This window comes from Microbacterium sp. ZW T5_56 (assembly GCF_044987425.1).
Taxonomy (GTDB): domain Bacteria; phylum Actinomycetota; class Actinomycetes; order Actinomycetales; family Microbacteriaceae; genus Microbacterium.
This window is the reverse complement of record NZ_JBJDRI010000001.1, coordinates 42,516-64,756: the sequence shown is the minus strand read 5'-3', so window position 1 is coordinate 64,756 and position 22,241 is coordinate 42,516. Positions and strand designations below refer to the sequence as shown.

Below are 22,241 nucleotides of genomic sequence, written 5' to 3'. Positions count from 1 at the left end.
CCGAACCGTCTTGTGGTGGTGAGCACGACGAGACGGTGGCGAAGCGTCAGCCGAGGGTGATGGAGAAGCCGGTGCCGCGGACGCGCACCGCGCCGCTTGCCGCCGCCTGGCCACGCTGCGAGCCGTCGGCCTCGTAGGCGCGACCCGAGCCCGGCGCCAGCGGCGCGACCCGAACGTCGGAGCCCGTGCCGTTGGCGTACAGCGCCGCGGATCCGGTCGTGGTGGCGTAGACCGCCGTGGCGACCCGGGGCTGGATGACGAGCGCATTCAGGCGGAGATCGCCGGTGCTCGTGCAGCGCACCGTCACCGGTCCCTCCGGCAGCTCTCCGCCGAGCAGTTGCGGCACGAGCATCCCGTCGGCCTCGGTGAGACCCCGGTCTCCGGTGCCGCCTGCCGCGGTGCGTGAGGTCCACACTCGGCGCGACCCGGAGAACACCTCCCACACCGCATCGCCGGCATCCGCCGCCTGACGCCACACGAGCCCGTGCAAGATCCCGCCCGGTTCCGCCACATCGAATTCCACAGATTCGCCGGCCGGGACACGGACGTACGCGCCCCCAGAGAGGTTGCCCTCCCCGGTCCAGGCGCCGCCGTCCGGCCGCACGACTTCGCATCCGGCCGAGAGGCGCGCGCTTGCGGCATCGATCGATCGCAGTCCACGGAAGGAGCGCAAGCCCGTGATGGAGGTCGCGATGGCCGCGATGTCGGGATCTGCATCGAGCAGCTGCATCGCCAGCAGGCCGTGAATGGTCGACTCCGCCCCGGAGTTGCGATTCACCCGGCCGTCGGTCTCCACACCATCGAACGTGACGCCGGTGGCGGGGTCGTAGACCGGGATGCCGGCCGTGTTCGCCCCGAAGAACCACCCGGCGATCAGCCCCGCGAGAACGCGCAGACCCTCGCCACCCGCCGACGACGCCTGCACCGCGCCGGCGAGACGACCGTGCGCTCCGTACGCGATCTGAGCTTCCGCGGGCAGTGGCGCCCACGCGTTGTGCGGGCCGCCCGAAGCGAGCACCTGCGGCGTGAATCGGCCGGCGTCGGTCAGCGACGCCGCAACCCAGTCCCGACGGCCCAGAACAGATCCAGCTCGACTGAGCGCCTCCGGTGCCGCAGCGCCCCAGGCGTGCCAGAATCCCAGCGATCCGGTCCATGGCAGAACGGCACCGAACGGCCAGCCCTGCGCGGGATCCGTCGCCATCGCGGCGATCCCCTCTGCGTACGTCTGCAGCGCCCGACGGCTGGCAGCATCGCCGGCCTCGGCCGCCGCAGCGAGTCCGAGCACAGCCTCCGCTGTGGCATCGGCACCGCCCGCGATGAGCCAGGCGGGAAGATCACGACCATCACTGCGCACCCACTGTCCCGCACGCCCCAGCGATTCGCGAGCGACCGCGTCGAGACACAGGTGCAGTCGGTCGAGCAGGAACGTGGCGAACGCGGGATCCTCGCGGCGGAAGGCGGCATAGCCCTCGCCGAACGCCCACACCGTGCGAGCCAGCCAATACGACTCGGCCGAATCCGAGGGGTCGGGCAGCTCCACGGGAATGGCGCTGGGGGTCAGCGTTCCATCCTCCTGCTGCCACAGCACCACTCGTCCTGCGTTCTCACCGGTGACGGTCTGCAGGTACGCGAGGGCGCGCAGCACGTCGCGCGCGTCCTCACGGCTCTGTCGGTCGCCGGTCGCCCGCCAGTCCCGCAGGAACACCACGGCAGCCCGGGCGATGTCATCGGCGTTGTAGGCGCCCTGACTCCAGTAGCCGGTCACCGCGTCACGACTGCCACCACCGACCGGTCGATATCCGCCTGCACCGTCCGCGTCGGCGTAGGTCCACGGAGCGCGCACCAGGGGCCGCGCATCGATGCCGTACGTGGTGTGCGCGGCGCTCGCGGTCACGGGGACATCGGCGAGGAGGAACCGCAGGTGCGCCAGGTTGGTGAGCCTGCGTCCGGATCCACCGGCGGCAGACCGTATCGCGCCGGTCGTCTGCGCCCGGGCGGCATCGGCGGGGAACAGGGCGAGCGCCGAAGCACCCGCGGCGAGCGCGAGGAACGTGCGACGAGTGGTCTTCACGTCCTCACCTCTCCCCGTCCGCAGACCGCAGGGCCGCACCCCACGGCTGAGCGGGATCGTGAATGGCGACGGCGAGCGTGGTGTCGGACTGCCCGTAGTACGCGAACCACTTTCCGTGGAACTTCACGAGACCCTCGACGAAGGTCACGTTGGAGACCAGACCGTGCAGGTCCTCGAACGACTGGGGGCGCAGCCACGGCTCCTGCATCCGCGCGATGACCCTGGTCGGCTCATCGGGATCGATGGCGATCTGACCGCAGCGGTAGTCGACATCGACCCTGCCGTCGTCGTGGACGGTTCGGGTCGCGCCGTTGGTGAGCATGACGAGCAGGCCGTTGTCGGTGACGACCGGGGAGGTGCCGATCTCGACGAGCGCCTCGTCCCAAGTGCCGGGGGTGGGGGAGTACATGGGCTCGGTGTCGGCGGTGCCCGGTGTCCAGTGGATGAGGTCGTCGCTGGTCGCCCAGTAGATCGCCCCCTCGCCGAAGTACATCCACCACGTGCCGTGCATTCGCTGCGGCACGATCACGCCCGCTTTGGACCAGTTGAAGCCACGCGGATCAGTGGTCTTGAACGTGTCGAAATCCTGGAACAGTGGTCCGTGCTTGGTCCACGTGCGCAGGTCGGTCGACGTCGCCAGGCACAGCTGCGCGCTGCGACGATCCCATCCCGTGTAGGTGAGGTAGTACGTCCCCTCGATGAGCGCGATGCGGGGATCCTCGCAGCCGTACCGCTCGTAGTCCTCGGTGGGTGAGAGGATCGGCGCGTCCTCGCGCGTGAAGGTCACGCCATCGCGGGAGCGAGCGATGCCGATGTGCGAGACGATGTCGTCGGCGTGCGCGCGGTAGAGGAGGATCACCTCGTCTCCGTCGACGAGGGCGGCCGGGTTGTAGAGGTTTGCCGATTCCCAGCTGTCGCCGCGCGGACGCAGGATGGGGTTGCCCTCATACGGCGTGAACGGGCCGAGGGGGAAGGACGCTCCGGTGAACATGATGGCCTTTCTGGCTAGCCCTTGACGGCCGCGCCGAGGTCGGTGGCGGTGAAGAAACGCTGGAACACGACGAACAGGATCACCACGGGGAACGCCAGCGCGGTGGCGCCGGCGAGGATCGCGCCGTTGGGGTTCGCCGTGGACTGCGCCACGTTGGAGATGTAGTTCGCGAGAGACACCGCGAGGGGCTGCATGGTCGCATCCTTCGTGATCAGGAACGGCCACAGGAACTCGTTCCACGGACCGATGAAGGTGACGAGGACCACCGTCACCAGCACCGGGCGGATCAGCGGGAGCGCGACCGAGGTGAGCAGGCGGATCTCCCCGGCACCGTCGATGCGCGCGGCTTCGAAGATCTCCGCGGGCAGTGCTTTGAAGAACTGCGTGAAGATGAAAACCGCCGTCGTGTTGATGAGGAACGGCAGGATCATGCCCAGATATGAGTCGCCGAGGCCGTAGTTGCGCGTGATCTGCACGTAGAGCGGGATCATCAGGAGTTGGAACGGCACCATCTGCACGAGCAGCATCAGCACCCAGACGACACCGCGACCGCGGAAGTCCAAACGGGCGATCGCGTAACCGGCGAGCAGGCCGAACACGACAGTGCCGAGCAGCACGCCCGCGGTGAAGATCAGCGAGTTGAGCAGAGATCCGGCCAGGTCGATGCGGGAGTCGATCGCCACGAAGTTGTCGATCGTCCACCCGGTGGTGGGCAGGAGAGAGCTGGGCGAGTTCGTCGGGTTCTTCTGGAAGGCGCCGACAAGCATGAAGTAGAACGGAAAAGCGAATCCGACGGCGGCGATGGTGAGCAGGATCGTGCTCAGGATGCGCGGCAGTGAACGGCGTCGACGGGTCATCATCGCTCCCGGGTGGCTCGATTGGCGGCCAGCGACAGCAGGCCGACGAGGACGACGAGGATCATGCCGATCGCCGCTGCGGTGTCGGGATTCTGCTGCTGGATGCCCAGCTGATAGATGAGAAGCACGGGTGTGGTGGAGGCGCCGTCCGGGCCGCCGCCGTTGGTGAGCAGGTAGGGCTCGGTGAAGAGGTTCGCTCCCGTGATGATCGAGAGGATCAGCACCAGGGTGGTCGCGCTGCGCACACCCGGCACTGTTACGTTCCAGAACCGCGAGAGCACACCGGCCCCGTCCGTCTCAGCCGATTCGTACAGTTCCTTCGGCACGTTCTGCAGCGCCGCGAGGTACAGCAGAATGTAGAAGCCGAGCTGCTTCCAGGTCACGTAGAGCGCGATCATCGGCATCGCGAGGCCGCCGTTGACCAGCCAGGACGGATCCGGGGCGAGCGGTCCGAGGATCGTGTTGATGAGACCGCCGCCCGAGAACAGCAGCATCCACACGCCCACGAGCGAGACGCTCGCGGTGAGGTAAGGGACGTAGAACGCCACGCGATAGGCGGAGACCCACCGGATGCCGGTGTTCAGGGCGGCGGCCAGCACGAGGGCGAGCACGGCGGTCAGCGGGACGTTGATCACCAGGAACACCAGTGTGTTGCGGAAGGAATCGAGCACGCGCGAGTCCGTGAGCACGGTGACGAAGTTGTCGAATCCCACGAACGGGCGATCCACCTCGATGCCCGGTGCGGTGAAGAAGTAGTCGTGGAAGGCGATGTAGATCGCGAACCCGAGGGGATACGCGAAGATCGCGAGCACGAAGACGAAGTACGGCAGCGTGAACAGGCCGCCGATGGGCTGCGCACCCAGCAGACGGGTGCGCAGCCGTCGGGTCTCGGTCATGGCGTCACTCGGCGACGAGCTTGTCGATTTCCGACGCGGCGCTGCTGAGGAACTCGTCGATCGTCGTCTTGCCGAAGATCACCGCGGACGAGTAGTCATCACGGAACGCCTGCCAGGCTTCGACCGAGTTCGCGATGCTGGGCACGTCGGCCACGTTCTCGACCTGCTTGGCGAACGCGACGTAATTCGGGTTCTTCGTGAAGTAGTCCGCGTAGGTGGTGGCGAGGTCGGTGCGCATCGGCATCTGACCCGTGAGCTCCAGGAGCTGGCCGTCGCTGTCGACGCTCGTGGAGAACTTCAGGAACTCCCACGCGGTGCCCTGGTTCTGGCACGCCGAGAACATCGACACGCTCTTCGAGTCGGCGAACGTGGTCGGGTTCGCGCGGCCGTCGCTGGTCGGCACGGGCATGAACCCGACATCGACCGTGTCGGCATACGACGGGATCGCCCACGGGCCGGCGAGCTGCATCGCCGTCGTGCCTGCCGACATCGCGTCGTCGGTAGACGCTTCGTTCGGAGCCAGCTTCTCGTCGTAGATCGTCTTCCAGAACTCGGCCACCTCGCGGCCGGCATCTGAATCGAACGTCGCCTTGCCATCCTCGACGAGCATCGTGCCGTCGGTCTGAGCCAGATAGAGCGGGTAGAAATCGAACCAGGGCTGGTAGAACTCGCTGGTGGGGGCGGGCCAGATCGCGCTCTTGACCCCCGAGCCGACGAGGGCCTTCGCGCCGGCGAGGAAGGTGTCGTACGAGTCCATCCCCGGGTTCTCCGGATCGATGCCGGCCGCCTGGAACAGCGTCTTGTTGTACATGACCATGACGGGGTTGGACTTCCACGGCAGTTGGTAATACTCGCCGTCGGTGGCGTAGGCGTCGACCGTGCCCCCGCGGGAGGTGATGTAGTCGGTGCCGTCTGCGATCTTGCTCAGATCGACGAGACCGCCCTGCTTGACCCACCCGGAGACGGCGGCTGGGGCGATGTTGTAGACGAGGCACGGCGCGGTTCCCGCGGTGATCGCGGCAGTAATCGCCTCTTCCGAGGAGGATCCTGCCGGGATCTCCTGTGCCGTGACCTTCTCGTCAGGGTGGGCCGCGTTCCAGGCCTCCACGACAGCCTTGCCCCACGCGAGCTCCTGCTCGTTGTTGGAGAGCCAGACCTTGATGGGTCCCGTCTTGTCGGCGGATCCCGAAGCGGTCCCGCCGCCGCCGCCGGAGCATCCGGTGGCGGTGAGGGCGACGATGCCGATGACTGTTGCTGCTGCGATCTTTTTCATGGTGTCCTCCTCGACACGATGGGTGCGGTGTTCTGGATGCTGCTGGTGCTTTCGCGGAAGTGCACGATGTTGCAGTCGACGACTTCCGTGCGGGGCTCTGCGCCGAGGATGTCGGCGCGCAGAAGCCGTGCGGCCGCGCGGCCTCGGGCCGCGGGGTCCGAGGAGACGCTGGTGAGCGCCGGGGTGAGGTGGGCGGAGAGGTGGTCGTCGTCGAAGCCCGAGATCGCCAGGTCGGCCGGAATCACGAGGCCCTGTGCGCGCGCATAGGAGAGCCCGGCGATGGCCATCGTGTCGTTGGAGTACACGATGGCCGTGGGGCGGTCGGGGATCGCCAGCAGGTCCGCGGTCAGCGCACGACCACTCGCGGCTGTGAAGTCGCCCTCGCGGAGAAGGCGATCATCGCCGCCCACCTCATCCAGGTACGCCTCGGCTCGCGCGCGAGAGTGGACGTAGGTGAGCGGTCCGGAGACGTGCGCGATGCGCTCGTGACCGGCCTCGCGCAGCTGGGCGATGATGTCGCGGATGGGTGTGGCGTCATCCGTGCGCACGCAGGAGAAGGGGTGCGGCCCGTCGTAGGCACCCACGAGGACCGTGGGAAGCTCGAGGTCGTCGAGGAACGGCACGCGCCAGTCGTCGTCGCGGAGGTCCAGCAGGAGAGCGCCGTCGGCGCGTCCGTGCGACAGTGAACGGTAGGCCCGCTCCTCGGCCTCACGGTCAGGAACCACCTGCAGGATCAGCGCCGTCTCCGTCTCTGACAGCACCGACTCCACTCCGGCGATGAAGGCCGGGAAGAAGGAGTCGTTCGCGATGACATCGGGGTCGCGGGCGAGGACCACGGCGACGGCGTTGGCCCGTCGGTTGGCGAGCGCCCGTGCGCTCTGGCTGGGTACCCAGCCGAGCTTCTCAGCGGCGGCGAGGACCTTGGCCCGCGTCTCCTCCGAAATGGGCCGGTTGCCGCTCAGCGCATGGGACACCGTCGCCTTGGCGACTCCGGCCTCGCGCGCTACATCGGCGATCGTCGTACGGCTCATACCACCTCCTCGTGGAACCGGCGTGAACCGGTTTGATGAGTGTAAACCGGTTTGATTCGGGAAGTCAACGGGTTAGTCCGAGACGGCCCGTGGGATCGTGGAGCACGTGACCCTTCCCTCTGCGCGCCTCATCGATCCGTCTGCTGTACCCGCGTTGCGGTGGGGGGTGATCGGGACCGGATGGATCGCCGGCTACTTCGTCGATGCCCTGCACGGGCACACCGGCCAGCGGGTGACGGTCGTCGCCGCGCGCGACGCCGACCGCACCGGAGTCTTCGCCGCCGCGCACGGGATCGAGCGGGTGCTGACGCCGCCGGAGGCGCTGTTCGACCTCGCTGACATCGATGTGGTGTACATCGCCACCCCGCACGCCTCCCACCGAGACCTCGCACTCCGCGCGATTGCGGCGGGCAAGCATGTGCTGGTGGAGAAGCCGTTCGCGATGACCGCCGCGGAGTCGGCCGAGATCGCCGCGGCCTCACGCGCCGCGGGGGTACTGGCGATGGAGGCGATGTGGACGCGCTACCTGCCGCAGAGCGATGTACTCCGTCAGCTCATCGGAGACGGTGAGCTCGGCGAGGTCACGCAGATCGTCGCGGACTTCGGATCCGCCGCCACCTACGATCCGACCAGTCGGCTCTGGGACGCTGCACAGGGTGGCGGAGCGCTTCTGGACATCGGCGTGTATCCGATCTCCTTCGCCTCCTCGATCCTCGGTGCCCCCGAGCGGGTGCAGGCCACCGGACTCGTCACTGCCGATGGGGTGGATCTGCGCGCCACCGCGCTGCTCACCTCAGCCGGAGGCGCCGCGGATGCGGTCGTATCGACGTCGTTGTTGGCCCGCACGCCCGCATCGGCGATGGTGGTCGGCTCGCTTGGTCGCGTCGACGTGCTGCCGGCGTTCTTCGCGCCGTCGGGGTTGCGGGTCACGCGCGGGGAGCTGACGGAGGAGTGGATCGATGACCGCTTCTCGCAGCGCTACGACGCGCTCGGCTATCAGGCCACGGCGCTCGCGGTGTATGTCGGCGAGGGTCTTGTCGAGTCGCCGCTGCACCCGCTGGACGAGGTGACGACGGTGCTGCGTACGGTGGAGGGGATCCGCAAGCAGCTGACGGTGACCCCGCCTCTGTCGTAGCCGCGTGACAGGATCGACTCATGGGTCAGGGACAGAAGGCCACCACCAAGCGGGGTGTCAGCGCACTGGGTGCCTGGGGCATCGTCGCGCTGGTGGGTGTCGGTGTGTGGGCGGTGTTCTTCGGAATCCCGGCCGGCATTCAGACGCTGAAGACGCCGCTGATCTCTGAGGACTTCGGCCTCGAGGACGCTGTCGTGGCGCTTCGCCTCGATGCCGATGATCGGTCGTACCTGGTGCTGGTCAACGATGCCGGTGAGACGCGGTCCGTGCAGCTGGACGAGCGCGGATTCGAGGATTCACGCCTGGTGTGGACCGAGAACGGGCTGAGCACGGGTGGGCCATTCGACGAGTACGTCCTCGACGCCGATGATCTCCGATCCTTTCCACTCGACATCGCCAGCGAATCGTCGTCGGAGCGCGCTCGTGTCGCCACGGGCGATGGGTTCGCGGTGCTGACCGGATCCGCAGAGGGTGCGCAGCTCGCGTTCGTCGATGTCGAGGACGGCAAGCTCACCGAGCGTAACGTCGGCTACACCAGTGCGGGCCTGACGAGCTGTGACGGCGAGGCCGTGCTGGTGTCTGGCGATCATGGTGTCCGCACCGTGACAGGTGAGACCGAGGATCTGAGCGGCACCTCTCCGTTCACCGGTGTCGGCAGCGTCACCTGCGCGGGGGATCGCGTCTATGGCCTGGGCGAGTTCGTCGACGCGGAAGACCACGAGACTCAGACGCTTCAGATCTGGGACCGCACCACCGGTGAGCATCGCGAGGTGGAGATCCGCTATCCGAGGTCCGTGCTCGCCTGGATGTCCGGGACGCCGTTCGTCTGGGAAGGGCGACTGTACTGGGCTGCGTGGACTGCACTGTGGTCTGTGCCTGTCGGCCCGGAGCTCGGCGACTCCGTCACCGCGACCGAAACGGTGGATCTCGGTGGATTCCTCGATGACGTCGACGTCGAGATCATCTCGGGGACAGGCGAGGGCGTTCTCGCCGCAGCCGGGGGACGTGTGTATGGCGTCGCGACGGACGAGAGGTTCATCAATCCGCGGCGGGGCGCATCGTACGACCGGCTGGATCGCATGACGATCTTCGGTGCCGATGCGGCCTCGGGCGAGCGGCGAATCGAATTGGAGTTGCGTGGCATCGACTTCCCGAAGCGGGACATCCACGTCCACGCGATCGCGGTGAACCCGCAGTGGGCGGCCGAGCGCTGAGGCACATCTTTTGAGACCAGCTTGGCCGTTGGTCTCAGGTTTGGCGGAGTTCGGGCTCCTGTAGTGCACCTGGTGAGACCAGCTCGATGAGTGGTCTCAGGTTCGGGGTTCGTGGGGTCGGTGAGCGGCATCTTCTGAGACCGTTCGCCGCCGTGCCTGCAGGAAGCCGGTCCCGCGCGAGCGCGCAGGACCGGCTTGTGACCTCACGTGGGTCAGGCTGTGATCCACACCGTCGTGTCGGCGGGAACCGCGCCGTTCAGGAGCGGCGCCGTCGTCAGCACGACGTTCTCGCCCGCGAGCGGGAAGGGCTCACCGCCGAAGACCGTGATGACCTCCCACCCGTTCGGGCGACGGAAGCGCAGCACATCATCGCGACCCGTCTCGATCCACTCCAGCTGCTCGTCCGTCTGCAGCCGGTGCCGAAGCTCCAGCGCCTTCCGGTACAGGCTCAGCGTGGAGTCGGGATCTGCGTCCTCCACCGCGACGGCGTAGTCGGCGAACCACGACGGCTGCGGCAGGTGCGCGCCGTTCGTGCCGAATCCGAAGGAGGAGCCCTCCGTGGTCCACGGGAGCGGAACACGACAGCCGTCGCGGCCGAGCCGGTCGTACTCGGAACCACGGAAGAAGCCCGGGTCCTGGCGCTGATCGGGCGTGATCTCGGCCACCTCGTGAAGCCCGAGCTCCTCCCCCTGATACAGGTAGGCGCTGCCGGGCAGGGCGAGCATGAGCATCGTGGCGGCCCGCGCACGACGGAGGCCCCCCTCGCGATCCAGCCAGTCGGCAGGGCCACCGGCCTCGACCCACTCCGTGCCCTGCTTGACGGGGCGACCGTTCAGCGGCTCCAGGCCGTAGCGCGTGGCGTGGCGCGTGACGTCGTGGTTGGACAGCACCCACGTGGTGGACGATCCGGTCGCCGCCGCCTGCGCCAGATTGTCGGTGATGATGCTGCGGAACGAGGGCGCATCGAAGTCGGCCACCAGCAGATCGAAGTTGAACGACTGGCCCAGGCTGTCGGGGTGCGCGTATTTCGCGCGACGTTCGGGGGTGCTGACCCACGCCTCGGCCACGGCCGTGCGCGGAGGGTCGTAGGAGTTGAACACCGCGCGCCACTCGGCGTACACCTCGTGCACGTCGTCGCGGTCGATCAGCGGGTGGTTGCCGTCCTGTGGCATCGCGTCCAACTCCGCTTGTGACGGCAGCGGCTCACTGAGGTCCTTGGTGAGCATGTGCGCCACATCGATGCGGAAGCCGTCGACCCCGCGATCCGACCAGAACCGCAGCGTCTTCAGGAAGTCGGCGCGCACCTCCGGGTTGTCCCAGTTGAGGTCGGGCTGTTCCACGGCGAAGCGGTGGAAATACCACTGACCGTCCGCGACGCGCTCCCAGGCCGATCCACCGAACACGGACTGCCAGTCCGCGGGCGGCAGCTCGCCGTTCTCGCCCTGACCCTCGCGGAAGATGTAGCGCTCGCGGGCCGCGGATCCGCGACCGGCGGCGAGCGCCTCCTGGAACCACTCGTGCTGGTCGGATGTGTGATTGGGAACGATGTCCACGACCACTCTGATGTGGCGCTCGTGCAGACCCGACACCATTTCGTCGAAGTCGTCGAGGGTCCCGAGCCGCGGATCGACGTTGCGGTAATCCGCCACGTCGTATCCGCCGTCGGCGAGCTCCGACGGATAGAACGGGCTCAGCCACACCGCGTCGATTCCGAGCGCCTGGAGGTAGTCGGCGCGCGAGACGACGCCGGGGATGTCGCCGATGCCGTCGCCGTTGGCATCCGCGAAGCTGCGGGGGTAGATCTGGTAGACGGCGGCCTGACGCCACCAGGGGGCGGTGGTGGGTGTGGTGTCGGACATGACTGCTTTCTCGGTTGTGCTCCGGGGAGCGAGCGCGGACAGGGACGCGGGTGATCCGATCGGAATCGGACCACCCGCGTGAGGATCAACCCTTCACGGCTCCCTGCGTCACGCCCTCCATGACCCATCGCTGGGTGAAGAGGTACGCCACGATGGCCGGAGCCATCGCCATCAGGTACGACGCGAAGGACACGTTGTAGTTGTTGCTGAACTGGTTCTGGAACAGGTTCTGCCGCACGGGCAGGGTCTGCAACGCCGGGTCGGAGATGATCAGCGACGGCATCATGAAGTCGTTCCACGCGTAGAGGAAGGCGAAGATGCCCACCGTCGCGCTCATCGGCGCCAGCAGCGGAAAGATCAGCCGCCAGAACGTCTGCCACGTGGACGCGCCGTCGATGCGCGCCGCCTCCTCCAGCTCCATCGGAATCGAACGGAGGAACGCGGTGAACAGCAGCACACTGAAGCTCAGCTGGAACATCGTCGCGAGGATCAGCACGCCCACCGGGTTGTCCAGATGCACCAGACCCGTGAGCTGGATCTGCGGCAGCGCAACCACCGGGAACGGGATGAACATCGCCGCCAGCAGGTAGAAGAACGACCAGCGGAACAGACGCTTGTCCCAGTTGCGGACGATCGCGTACGACGCGAACGCCGACAGCAGGATCGTCAGCACCACGGTGCCGGCGGTGACGAACATCGACACCGCCGCTCCCACCGGGAACTTGGTGAGGTTCCAGGCTTCCACGAAGCCGTCGATGGAGAACGGTGCGGGCAGTGAGAACGCGTTGCCGTCCACCGCCTGCGCGCTGGTCTTGAATGCCATCGAGACGGTGACGTACAGCGGCAGCAGCACGGTGACCGCGCACAGGATGAGGATGATCGTCCCCGACCAGTTGACGCGTTCCATCGCCACGCGGGGCGACTTGCCGGGCTTGCCGCCCAAGACGATCGTGCTGGTGCTCGGTGCGGGTGCGGATTGAATGGCCATCAGAGTGCGTTCCTTCCGCGCGTCAGCGACAGCTGGAGGAGGGAGATGAGGATGGCCACGACGAAGAAGATCGTCGCGTTGGCCATCTGGTAGGCGTAATCGCCGCCGTTGAAGCCGGTGATGATCGTCATCGCAACGCTGCGCGTGGACGTTCCCGGTCCGCCGTCGGTGAGGCCCTTGATGATGTCGTAGGCGTTGAGGAAGCCCTTGAATCCGAGGATGAAGTTGATCACCACGTAGCCCGCCACCAGCGGAAGCGTGATGCGGGTGAGCTGCTGGAACTTGCTGGCGCCGTCGATGTCGGCGGCCTCGTACACGTCACCGGGTACCGAGAGCAGACCCGCGATGTAGATGAGCAGCGTTCCGGGAATCGCCTGCCAGGCGGTGACGATCACGATCGCGACCCAGGCGAAGTCGGGGCTGGAGAGGATGCTCGTCTGCAGCCAGTCGATCCCCGTCGCCTCGCCGAACGCCGGCAGGGAGTTCGAGAACAGAAACTTGAAGACGTAGGAGATGATGATGCCCGAGATCACCATCGGGATCACGAAGACGGTGCGCAGGCCGGTCTTGAAGTGGATGCGCGAGGTGAGTCCCACCGCCAGCAGGAACGCGATCACGTTGACGACGATCACGGTGGCGATGGAGAAGCCGAAGGTGAAGAGGTAGCTCTGCACGATGGCCGGGTCACCGAACGCCGCGATGTAGTTGGTGAGTCCGTTGAAGCTCCAGTCGCCGATGCCGATGGAGTCGGTGAAGCTGAAAAAGATGCCCATGACGCCCGGGACCGTGATGGCGAGGGTGAACAGGATGATGCTGGGCAGCAGGAACAGGTAATAGATCGGCTCGACGCGGCGCGTGGAGCGTGGCAGCTTGGTCTTTCCCGCCGTGACGATGGTGGACGTCGTTGTCATTGCTCCGTCTCCTTCTTCGCGGGTGCACGGAACGCCAGTCGAGCCCAGTCGGCATCGAGCGTGCTCAGTGTGTTGGTGATGCTGCCGCCGAGCGCGATGGTCTGCGCGTAGTTCATGACCGGGATGGTCTTGGGAACGAGGACCGACGCGCCCTGGTAGACCTTGCCCTCATCCACGTAGGAGGTCATTCCCTCGATACGCGGGTCTGACGGCGGGGCTGCGGTCTTGGTCGGCGTGAAGCCGAGTTGTGACTCGTTGTAGGCCTCGATGATCTCGGGCTGGAACAGGTACTCCAGGAAGTCCCGAGCCGCATCCTTGTGGTTCGATCCCTCAGGGATCATCGCGGCGAGGTCGAGGTTGACGCGCACGGCGAGGTCGTCGGGATCGTCGGTCATCGGCAGCGGGAAAGTGCCGAAGTTGCCGTTCGGCGCGGTCTTCGCGATCTCGCTGAACGCCCACGGTCCCTGCAGGTACATGGCCGCCTTGCCCTCGGCCATGGCGGTGTTGCCGTCGTTGTAGCCGCGGCTGCGGGCATCGGCGTTGATGTAGGTGCCCAGCAGCTGCTGCATCTTGTCCATCGGCTCCGCGAAGTCCTTCGAGAAGGACACCGCCGAGTCCGGACCCACGTCCGCACCCTCGGTGGCGAGGTCGTTGTAGAAGTCGACCACGTTGAGCGATCCGCCCACCGCGTAGTCGAACCAGCCCTGACCCACCGTCCAGGCATCGGCGGAGGCGAGTGTGGCGTAGAACGGGTCGATGCCCGCGGCCTTGAGCTTGTCGCACGCGGCGATCAGCTCGTCCCACGTGGTGGGGACGTCGATGCCGTTGGCGTCGAAGATGTCCTTGTTGTAGATCACGGAGGCTGCCATCACGGAGTAGGGCAGCGCACTCTGGCGGCCGGCGCAGACGCCGTACTGGTCCAGCAGGGACTGGTACGTGTCGGTCATCTGCGATGCGGCGGTCGTCTCACTCAGGTCGCTGAGCGTGCAGCGATCGATGAACCGCGCGATCTCCATGTTGTAGTTGGCCAGCATGAGATCCGGCGGGTTGCCTCGCACGAAGCTCGCCGAGACCACGTCCACACCGGAGGTGTCGATGACGACCTCCACCTTGTCCTGCGAGGCGTTGTAGTCATTGACCACCTGGGTCATGAACTCGATCGCCTCGCGCTTGCTGAATGTGAAACGGATCGTCTCCGTCCCATCGCTCGAGCACCCGGCGAGCAGCGCTGCGCTCACCCCGATACTCACCCCCGCAGCGATCGCGCGCATCGCGCGTCTTCTGCTTCCTGTCACCGTCGTCTCCGTCCGCTTCCTTGCGCCCGTCGGGGCAGAACCTTCGGATATTAGATTTACTAGCGAAATCAATATCTGGAAGGCATCATGACAGAACGATCCCGGAGAGGTCAAGACCCGTGAACCCCCTTGCCATTGCACCCTCGCGCCCGGCGCGCCTCGACTCCGTCCTGACATTCGCCTGGGATTCGGGCGAGTTCACCGCGTCTGACGCGATGGCCGCCACTGGTCTCACCCGATCCACCACCATCGAGGCACTGGACGAACTGGTGGAACTCGGCCTGCTGGTGGAACTGCCCAATGCGCGTGAGGCGGGGGAGTACAGCAAGGGCCGGCCCGCCCGCCGCTTCAGCCTGGCGAGAGACGCAGCGGTGCTGGTGGGAGTGGATGCGGGCGAGCGGCACATCACCGTGCGCGTCGCTGACCTGCGCTCGCAGCCCCTCTCGACACTGTCGATCGAGGTGGACTCTGACGCGGACGCAGCTGATGTGCGCTCGCGACTCGTCGTGAATGCGATCGAGACCGCGCTCGAGGAGGCGCACCGATCCCGAGACGACGTGCTGTCGCTGTGCATCGGCGTTCCGGCACCGGTCGGCAGCGACGGACGCTCGCCTCGGCATCCGCAGAACTACTGGGCGCGCACCAATCCCAGCTTCGTCGATGCGATGAGCTGGGCTCCGATCGTGCGAATCGACAACGATGCGTCGCTTGCCGCTGTCGCGGAGGGATCGGTGGGCGGAGCGGTCGGCAGCGAAAACTACATCGCGCTGCTTGCCGGCGAACGCCTCGGTGCAGGCGTCGTGGTGGACGGGCGCCTCCTGCGGGGCGCGCACGGTGGTGTGGGCGAGATGGTCGCCTTCGCCAATGTGGTGGGCGTCGGCGGCTCGGACGGTATCGGAACGAGACTCACGCGCTGGGCCATCAATGCGCGCGCGCATGACGAGTATGCGGCGGATGCCCCGCTCGCACGGCTCGCGGTGGACGAGCTCACCGGCCGCGCGATCCTCGATCTCGCGGCCGCCGGAGATCCCGATGCGGTTGCGCTCATCGAGCGAGCCGGCGTGCTCCTCTCGCGGATCGTCAGCGTGATGGCGGGGATGTTCGACCCGGCGCACTTCGTGGTGTCCGGTGCAATCTCCGCCGGTATCGCGCCCGTCGTGGAGTCTGCGCGGCAGCATCTGCCGAAGGACATGCACTTGCCCGCGCCCGAGCTGGTGATCTCACCGCTCGGCGGCGATGTCGTGGTGCTCGGTGCGCTCGCTGCCGCCTCGACGGCCGCGCGGGACCGCGTGCTAGACGTCTGGGTCGAGCGCACGCCCGTCGGCTGAACGCGCACGCCCGCGTTGCCACTCCGGCAGCGTCACCGGATGGAAGCCAACACCGGGTTCCGTAACTGACGCCATCGACCGGACGCGATCCCCACGGATCTCTCCACCTCGGCTGTGCTGCTACAACCAGTCCGCTCGCCGGCGGTGTCTATGCCGGCCCGAAGAGCCGCGGAGGACGGGCCTATTGGGCACCGAAATGACCTGTCGTCAGGTGGTAACGCGTGGTTCACTGGAATGACCGGGAGGTGCCTTAATGACTGGGTTGGATGCGGTTGCTACATGGCCTGAGTTGCTCGTGAGGCTTGACGACACACAGCGTGTATCCGGCCACCAGACCTTCGCGATGGACTACCTCGCGGAAGAGAGCCGTGATCGTGCTGCTGTGGTTTGTTTGCTGAGTCTGAAGCTCGGTAGCCTCGACTGCGCTGCGTACCTTTCGCGCGGCGCGAGTTGCAGCTCCGTGTAATGCCAGCTCGGATGACGGAAGCTTGGGAAGCGGATCTCGACCCCCAGACGAGTAACCCGGGGACATGGCAGGGCGCGCTGCGTCATCTGCACGGTGAGCGACATCCCCAGCGGAGATCGAGGAGCACCTCGATCTCCTGGGCGAGAGGGCGAGTCCTACCCGTCCCTTCTCAGGAGGACTGAGCGGTGGTGAGGGGTCGGGAGGGCCTCCCCGACGAGATGGGGCGATATACCGCTGGAACCTTCTGCAGCTCGGTAGGTACCGCGACCTTTCGGTCGATCGTTCCGATCCTTGCCGTTACGACGCTGAGTGTGGGTGCCGACGCCGTCGGAGTTCTCAATGCGCTGAGCATGATTGGTATGACGCTGCTCGGCATACCAATTGGCGTCTTCGCTGATCGGTTCAGCACGCGGCGCATGATGATCTTCGCTGATCTGGCCAGAGCGCTCTTGCTACTTCTCGTAGCCGTCCTTGGGATCAGCGGCAGGCTCTCCATCGTTGCGCTGGGCATCGTGTGCGTGTGCGTCGGCATCGCGGAAGTCTTCTTCACGACTGCGAATTCTGCTCGCGTGCCTTCGCTTGTGGAAGATCGGCAGATTCCGCTGGCGTTTGGCAGGTTGAAAGCTGCATCGACTACGGGGGAAGTCGCGTCGCCGGGTGTTGCAGCAGTGATGCTTGGCGTCGTGGTCGCGCCTGCTGTGGCTGCAGTGGCTGCAGTGGCGTATCTGGGATCAGCGGCGTTGTTTGCCAAACCGAACGGGAAATTAAAGCACAAACAGGCATCGCGTCGGAGTCGGCGTACGTTCTTCTCGGAGGCTTTGGAGGGACTGAGATACTCCCTCGGAAACCCGGTCCTTCGTGCACTCCTGCTGTCTGGCATGGCGGCGTCAACAGGGGCGATGTTCATGAACGCATTCAATGTTGTGTACCTCGCCAACGTAGTTGGATTGAGTGCGGCATTGATTGCCCTCGTTACCACAGTCCAAGGCGTGGGCGGCCTCGTCGGAGCGCTCGTTGCGCCGCGCCTCATCGCGCGGCGGGGCGAAGCGACAACCAAGATCGCCGCTAGCGCGGCGGCTGCTGTTCCCTGTCTGGGCTACTTCGCGGCGCCCTCTCTGGGCGCGGACGGTATCTGGGCGATCGTCATCGCGTGCGCTGGTGGGGGGTTCGTTGCTGTTATTGCCGGAGTGGCAGGAGCATCCGTCCCTGCACGCGTCGCCCCCCGAGCGATGCTCGGAAGGGTGATCGCTTGCAACCGCACGTTTGCTCTCGGAATCATGCCGTTTGCGAGCATCGCAGGCGGATTAGTGGTCAGTCAGTGGGGATATGAAGTGGGCTTGATCAGTGTCATTGTGTTCGCCCTCGCGTCGAGTCTGCTTCTGGCCCTCTCACCGTTCCGCAGGTGGACTTCAGCGAGCACCCGACAGGAGAAAGACGAAGATGAATGACGAAGGCGAGAGGAAGTACTTGGTACAACTCGCTGATACCAAAGGCGAGGTCACGCTGGCGAGGACTTGACCTCCTCAGCGCTTCTATGTCAGCCGAGATGTTCTGCCCGGTCGTCTGCGTGTGAGGTTCCTCCAGCCGGAACACAACGGGTTGCCGCGCGGATCGACGTTCGCGCGTTGAAGGTGGGCCACCGCGCGCCGTGGGGGTGGCGGGTGGTGATCGTATCGATTCGATGCGGGGTTGACGGCGACCGGCGCGGAGTGGTTGAGTAGACGCAATCGGCGTTGATTTGCAATCCGAATCTACTGGGACAGCGCCGTCGAAGAGAAGGAACATTGTGACCACGGATCTGAAGGTCGGCGTGATCGGCCTGGGCTGGGCGGGCCAGCAGCACTTGGATGCGTACAGCACCATCGACGGCGTCGAGATCGTCGCGGTGGCGGCGATGGAGCAGGATCTGCTTACCGCCGCGGCGGAGAAGTACGCGGTGGCGAACACGTTCGCGCGCTGGGAAGACCTGCTCGAACTCGAGGGGCTGGACGCCGTCAGCGTCGCGGTCCCGAACTTCCTGCACGCGCCCATCGCGATCGCCGCGCTGGAGCGGGGGATCCATGTGCTGAGCGAGAAGCCGATCGCTCGCAATGGAGAGGAAGGCCAGCAGATGGTCGACGCCGCCCGCGCTGCCGGTCGCGTGCTCGACGTGGCGTTCAACCACCGCCGTCGCGGCGACATCCAGGCGCTCAAGGGCGCCATCGACCGCGGCGAGGTGGGCCGTCCGTACTTCGCAAAGGCCGCGTGGCTGCGTCGTCAGGGCATCCCGATGCTGGGCAGCTGGTTCACGAACCCCACCCTCGCGGGTGGCGGTCCGCTCGCCGACATCGGCGTCCACGTCCTCGATTACGCGCTGGACCTGCTGGGTGAGCCGGAGGTGCTGGCGGTCTCTGCGAACACCTACTCGGAGCTCGGCCCGCGCGGCCTCGGCGGCAACGCGCAGTACAGCGCCGCCGCGACCGACCACGCGTTCGGCGTGGAGGACTTCGCCACGGCGTTCCTGCGTCTCGAAGGCGGCGCCACGCTCCTCATCGAGGCAGGCTGGGCCAGCTATCGAAACCCGGACGACGAGATGAACTTCCTCGTGTACGGCACCGACGGCGGCGCCGAGCTGCGCGTGGCGGGCGACCCCAGTGAGCTGCGCATCTTCCGCGACAACGGTGCCGAGAACGCCGACTACTCGCCCGAGGTCGGCGAGAGCGGCATGCACCTCGGTGTCGTGATCGACTTCGTCGCCGCGGTCCGTGCCGGTGAGGCGGAGTGGGCACGTCACGACGGCTCGCTCGCGCTGAAGCGCACGCGAGTCATCGACGCCTGCTACGCGTCGGCGCGCGAGGGTCGGGAGGTGCAACTGTGACACGCACGGAGAAGCTCAACATCCTGGTCTGGAACGAGGGTGTGCACGAGGCACGCAACGAGCCGGTCACCATGGCGGAGATGTACCCCGAGGGCATGCACGGCGCCATCGCCGCGGGCCTGCGGGCGCACTATCCGAACGCCGACATCTCGACGGCCACGCTGGTGGACCCGGAGCACGGCCTCTCCGAGGAGACCCTGGCGCGCACCGACGTGCTGCTGTGGTGGGGACACATCGCCCACGACGAGGTCAGCGACGAGATCGTCGCGCGCGTGCAGCGCCACGTGCTGGGCGGCATGGGACTGATCGTGCTGCACTCCGGCCACTTCTCGAAGATCTTCATCCGCCTGCTGGGTACCACCTGCTCGCTGAAGTGGCGCAACGAGGCCGAGCGCGAACTGGTGTGGACGGTGAAGCCCTCGCATCCCATCGCCGCGGGCGTTGAGAGCCCGCTGATCATCCCCGAGCAGGAGATGTACGGCGAGCTGTTCGACATCCCCGACCCGGATGACCTGATCTTCATCAGCTCGTTCACGGGTGGCGAGGTGTTCCGCTCGGGCGTGACCTTCACGCGCGGCAAGGGTCGGATCTTCTACTTCAGCCCCGGCGACCAGGAGTACCCGGTCTACCACCAGTCGCAGATCCACCAGGTGCTCGCGAACGGCGTCGGCTGGGCCGCGCAGCCCGCGCTGCATCGTGCGGAGCCGAGTGTCGCCAACGCGGCGCGCGACTGGTACGTCTGAGTCACTGAAGCTGTCCCGAGACGAGGAGAATGTCGCCAACGGAGGACGGGAACACGTGTTCCGGACCTCCGTTGGCGACATTCTCCTCATTTCGCGCCCTCACCCCAGGGCGAGTGGAACCACGGCGCACGCGACCACGAACAACGTCACTGCCGAGAGCCCCACACTCGCTGCGCCGGTCGCTGCGACTCGGATCACCAGCCGAGAGGTCGTCTTACTGGTAGGTGATCCGGGGCGTCCAGGCGGTCGTGTCGTTGTTCGTGGTCGCGCGCCCGTCTACCCGGAAGGAGATCACGTCGCCGGCCGCGACCGTGACTGCGGTGTTCGTCGCCACGCCGACGCCGTCCGATGCGGCAATCGTCTGCCAGCCACCTCCGACAGGCCAGAGCGTGGTGGTGCCGTTCTTCCAGATGCTCGCGGTGATGCCGTCCCCGCCGGACGTGTCCCACTTTCGGACCTGCCCGGTGATGGACACCGTGCCCGCGCGGGGTGCTGTCCATTCCATAAGGATCTGGTCACCATCCGGATGCATCAGTGTCTGACTTCCCGATGTCCACAGCGCATCCCACGATCCCATCCCACGCCAGCGTCCTTCGCTGGTGCTCCAGGTCATCTGCTGCGTACCGACACCGGCCTTCCACACCCGATAGTTCCATCCCTGGTTCCCCTGCTGGGGGGTGTAGTCATGGGCGGCGTCGTAGCGCGCGGCGGTCCAGTCCTCCGCTGGGGCGATTCCGATGGGGCCGTTGACGGTGACGGTTCCGGTCGCCGTCACGAATGACAGGTTGGTCACCAGCGAGTTGATCCGCAGGTGCGGATCGCTGGCCGAGGCCACCGGTGTGCCGTTGATCTTCACGTTCTTCAGCTGTACCCCGTCGATCCGCCGAGCTGCGTCCCAGCCGATCATGCGGATCTCGTTGGATCCGGGAGAAGTGGACGTGATGTTGGAGAACGTCACACCGGAGATCGATCCCGGCCAGCCCAGGTTGCCGAGCAGAGAGTCGAACCACAGACTGTTGCGGATATCGACGTTGATCAGTCGCTTGGCATGCTCCACCCGGATGTCGTCGAAGACGATGTCCGACATCGACGTGGCGTTGAACATCAGCACCGTGAGCGCCGCCCGGTCGGTGAGCTGGTCAGGGTGATCACGGTCGTCGAAGCTCTGCAGCACGTCGATGTTTCGGAACGTGATGTGCTCGTATCGTGCCGCGATCGTCTCCTCGCCGACCACGATGGCGTTGTTCGCGTCAGACCACAGCTGCGAATCGACATAGGAGATGTCGTGGTTCGGGGTGGCGGTGGCGGGGTTCGCGAGGCGGTCGTATCCGCCCTGTGGTGCGTAGCCCTTGATCGACACGGCGTCGTCGCAGGCGCGGATGAAGACGTCCTGGAACGTGACGTGGTTGCTGTTGTTGATGTCGAAGCCGTCCGTGCTCGCATAAGTCGGACTGACCACGTGATAATCGCTTACCCGCACGTCGGAGGATTCGCTGATGAATCCGGTCCATCCCACGACGCTGCGATTGGTGGTGATGCCCGAGATCGCGACGTTCTGCGAGCGGGACACAGCGATTGCGACGTCGTCATAGCCACCCGTGGTGGCGCTGTAGTCGCTGAGCAGAACGCCGTGTCCGCGGACGGTCGCCCCGGTGGCGTTCTCGATCCGGATCCGGGCCCGCAGGACCGCGCCGGGAGCGAGATACAGGGTCTTGCCCGACGGCACGAACACGGGAGCGCCCGTCTGGACGTGCAGGCCGGGGCCGTAGTAGATCACGTTCGGGTCTGTCGGCGACGGCGGGTTCACCTCGGGAGCCTGAGCGAACAGGTGAAGGGTGCGGCCCTGGTAGTCATCGTCGAGAACGAGGGTGACGTCTCGTGGTTGGTCCAGCGTGAAGGTCAGCGTCTGCCCCGATCGTGCGGGTACGAGTCCGAGAGACGCGGGAACCAGTTTCGCAGTCGTGAACGCGAAGCCCACGGTGACGCTCACCGTGACGGGCCCGCCGGTCATGTCGAACCGCCCGAAGCTCACGTGCTTGCCCCAGCCGTTCTGTCCGGCGTCGAACAGCCCGACGGCTTGGCCCGCGGCGGTCACGGTGAAATCGGAGCTGGTGGCGACGCCGCTGGGGATCGCTGGTGCGCTGACGGTGCCGATCGCGGCTGCAGGAGAGGCGACGGAGAACGCGGACCACGCGATCGCTGCGGTGATGAACGCCGCAGCGGCGCGCAGACGAAGGGATTGTCGGGGAGGGGAGGACGACATGGCTGCACTGCCTTTCGTGAGGAAGATTGCTATGAGCAAGCGGTTGCTCATAGAATCGCGATA

Annotated in this window: 17 protein-coding genes; 6 read left to right on the top strand and 11 right to left on the bottom strand. The window is 66.3% G+C overall.

Annotation, left to right across the window (positions count from 1 at the left end; all coding sequences use genetic code 11):
• Positions 1 to 46: 46 nt before the first annotated feature.
• The 6 genes from ACI3KU_RS00255 to ACI3KU_RS00230 are packed head-to-tail and all read right to left on the bottom strand — an operon-like array spanning position 47 to position 7,119.
• Positions 47 to 2,071, bottom strand: a complete 2,025-nt coding sequence (locus tag ACI3KU_RS00255; protein ID WP_404920278.1) for a hypothetical protein — start codon at positions 2,069 to 2,071, stop codon at positions 47 to 49.
• A 4-nt stretch (positions 2,072 to 2,075) separates the two neighbouring features.
• Positions 2,076 to 3,062 (bottom strand): glycoside hydrolase family 130 protein, encoded by a 987-nt coding sequence (locus tag ACI3KU_RS00250; protein WP_404920277.1) that lies wholly within the window; start codon positions 3,060 to 3,062, stop codon positions 2,076 to 2,078.
• 14 nt (positions 3,063 to 3,076) lie between these two features.
• A complete protein-coding gene (locus tag ACI3KU_RS00245) occupies positions 3,077 to 3,919 on the bottom strand; it encodes a carbohydrate ABC transporter permease (protein WP_404920276.1) in 843 nt (280 codons plus the stop codon).
• The gene (locus ACI3KU_RS00240; protein ID WP_404920275.1) at positions 3,919 to 4,815 is read right to left on the bottom strand and encodes a carbohydrate ABC transporter permease; all 897 of its coding nucleotides are present in this window, start codon (positions 4,813 to 4,815) and stop codon (positions 3,919 to 3,921) included. The genes ACI3KU_RS00245 and ACI3KU_RS00240 overlap by 1 nt, the downstream gene beginning before the upstream one ends.
• Positions 4,816 to 4,819: 4 nt before the next feature.
• Entirely contained in the window at positions 4,820 to 6,088 is a 1,269-nt protein-coding gene (locus ACI3KU_RS00235; protein ID WP_404920274.1) for an extracellular solute-binding protein, read from the bottom strand.
• Complete coding sequence (locus tag ACI3KU_RS00230; protein WP_404920273.1) at positions 6,085 to 7,119, bottom strand: LacI family DNA-binding transcriptional regulator; 1,035 nt, start codon at positions 7,117 to 7,119, stop codon at positions 6,085 to 6,087. The genes ACI3KU_RS00235 and ACI3KU_RS00230 overlap by 4 nt, the downstream gene beginning before the upstream one ends.
• A 106-nt stretch (positions 7,120 to 7,225) precedes the next feature.
• On the opposite strand from ACI3KU_RS00230, the gene ACI3KU_RS00225 reads away from it, so the two are divergent.
• The gene (locus ACI3KU_RS00225) at positions 7,226 to 8,254 is read left to right on the top strand and encodes a Gfo/Idh/MocA family protein (protein WP_404920272.1); all 1,029 of its coding nucleotides are present in this window, start codon (positions 7,226 to 7,228) and stop codon (positions 8,252 to 8,254) included.
• Between the two features lie 20 nt (positions 8,255 to 8,274).
• Complete coding sequence (locus ACI3KU_RS00220; protein WP_404920271.1) at positions 8,275 to 9,468, top strand: hypothetical protein; 1,194 nt, start codon at positions 8,275 to 8,277, stop codon at positions 9,466 to 9,468.
• A gap of 212 nt (positions 9,469 to 9,680) precedes the next feature.
• Here the strand turns inward: ACI3KU_RS00220 and ACI3KU_RS00215 are convergent, their stop codons facing one another.
• From ACI3KU_RS00215 to ACI3KU_RS00200, 4 genes are all read right to left on the bottom strand, one after another.
• Entirely contained in the window at positions 9,681 to 11,327 is a 1,647-nt protein-coding gene (locus tag ACI3KU_RS00215; RefSeq protein ID WP_404920270.1) for a glycoside hydrolase family 13 protein, read from the bottom strand.
• Between the two features lie 85 nt (positions 11,328 to 11,412).
• The gene (locus tag ACI3KU_RS00210) at positions 11,413 to 12,234 is read right to left on the bottom strand and encodes a carbohydrate ABC transporter permease (RefSeq protein ID WP_404920486.1); all 822 of its coding nucleotides are present in this window, start codon (positions 12,232 to 12,234) and stop codon (positions 11,413 to 11,415) included.
• 80 nt (positions 12,235 to 12,314) lie between these two features.
• Positions 12,315 to 13,226, bottom strand: coding sequence for a carbohydrate ABC transporter permease (locus ACI3KU_RS00205; RefSeq protein WP_404920269.1), 912 nt, complete (start codon positions 13,224 to 13,226; stop codon positions 12,315 to 12,317).
• Positions 13,223 to 14,497: an ABC transporter substrate-binding protein gene (locus ACI3KU_RS00200; protein ID WP_404920268.1), complete on the bottom strand. Its 1,275-nt coding sequence runs from the start codon at positions 14,495 to 14,497 to the stop codon at positions 13,223 to 13,225. Before ACI3KU_RS00200 ends, ACI3KU_RS00205 begins: the two co-directional genes overlap by 4 nt.
• Before the next feature lie 143 nt (positions 14,498 to 14,640).
• Between ACI3KU_RS00200 and ACI3KU_RS00195 the strand changes: the two genes are divergently transcribed.
• The 4 genes from ACI3KU_RS00195 (at position 14,641) to ACI3KU_RS00180 (ending at position 19,915) form a co-directional block, all read left to right on the top strand.
• Entirely contained in the window at positions 14,641 to 15,849 is a 1,209-nt protein-coding gene (locus tag ACI3KU_RS00195; RefSeq protein WP_404920267.1) for an ROK family protein, read from the top strand.
• A gap of 651 nt (positions 15,850 to 16,500) precedes the next feature.
• On the top strand, positions 16,501 to 17,763 hold the full coding sequence (locus ACI3KU_RS00190) for an MFS transporter (protein WP_404920266.1): 1,263 nt from the start codon (positions 16,501 to 16,503) through the stop codon (positions 17,761 to 17,763).
• Positions 17,764 to 18,101: 338 nt separating this feature from the next.
• A complete protein-coding gene (locus tag ACI3KU_RS00185) occupies positions 18,102 to 19,172 on the top strand; it encodes a Gfo/Idh/MocA family protein (protein ID WP_404920265.1) in 1,071 nt (356 codons plus the stop codon).
• Positions 19,169 to 19,915 (top strand): ThuA domain-containing protein, encoded by a 747-nt coding sequence (locus tag ACI3KU_RS00180; RefSeq protein ID WP_404920264.1) that lies wholly within the window; start codon positions 19,169 to 19,171, stop codon positions 19,913 to 19,915. The genes ACI3KU_RS00185 and ACI3KU_RS00180 overlap by 4 nt, the downstream gene beginning before the upstream one ends.
• Positions 19,916 to 20,129: 214 nt before the next feature.
• Here ACI3KU_RS00180 and ACI3KU_RS00175 read toward each other — a convergent pair whose 3' ends face one another.
• A complete protein-coding gene (locus tag ACI3KU_RS00175) occupies positions 20,130 to 22,178 on the bottom strand; it encodes a glycosyl hydrolase family 28 protein (RefSeq protein ID WP_404920263.1) in 2,049 nt (682 codons plus the stop codon).
• Positions 22,179 to 22,241: the final 63 nt, after the last annotated feature.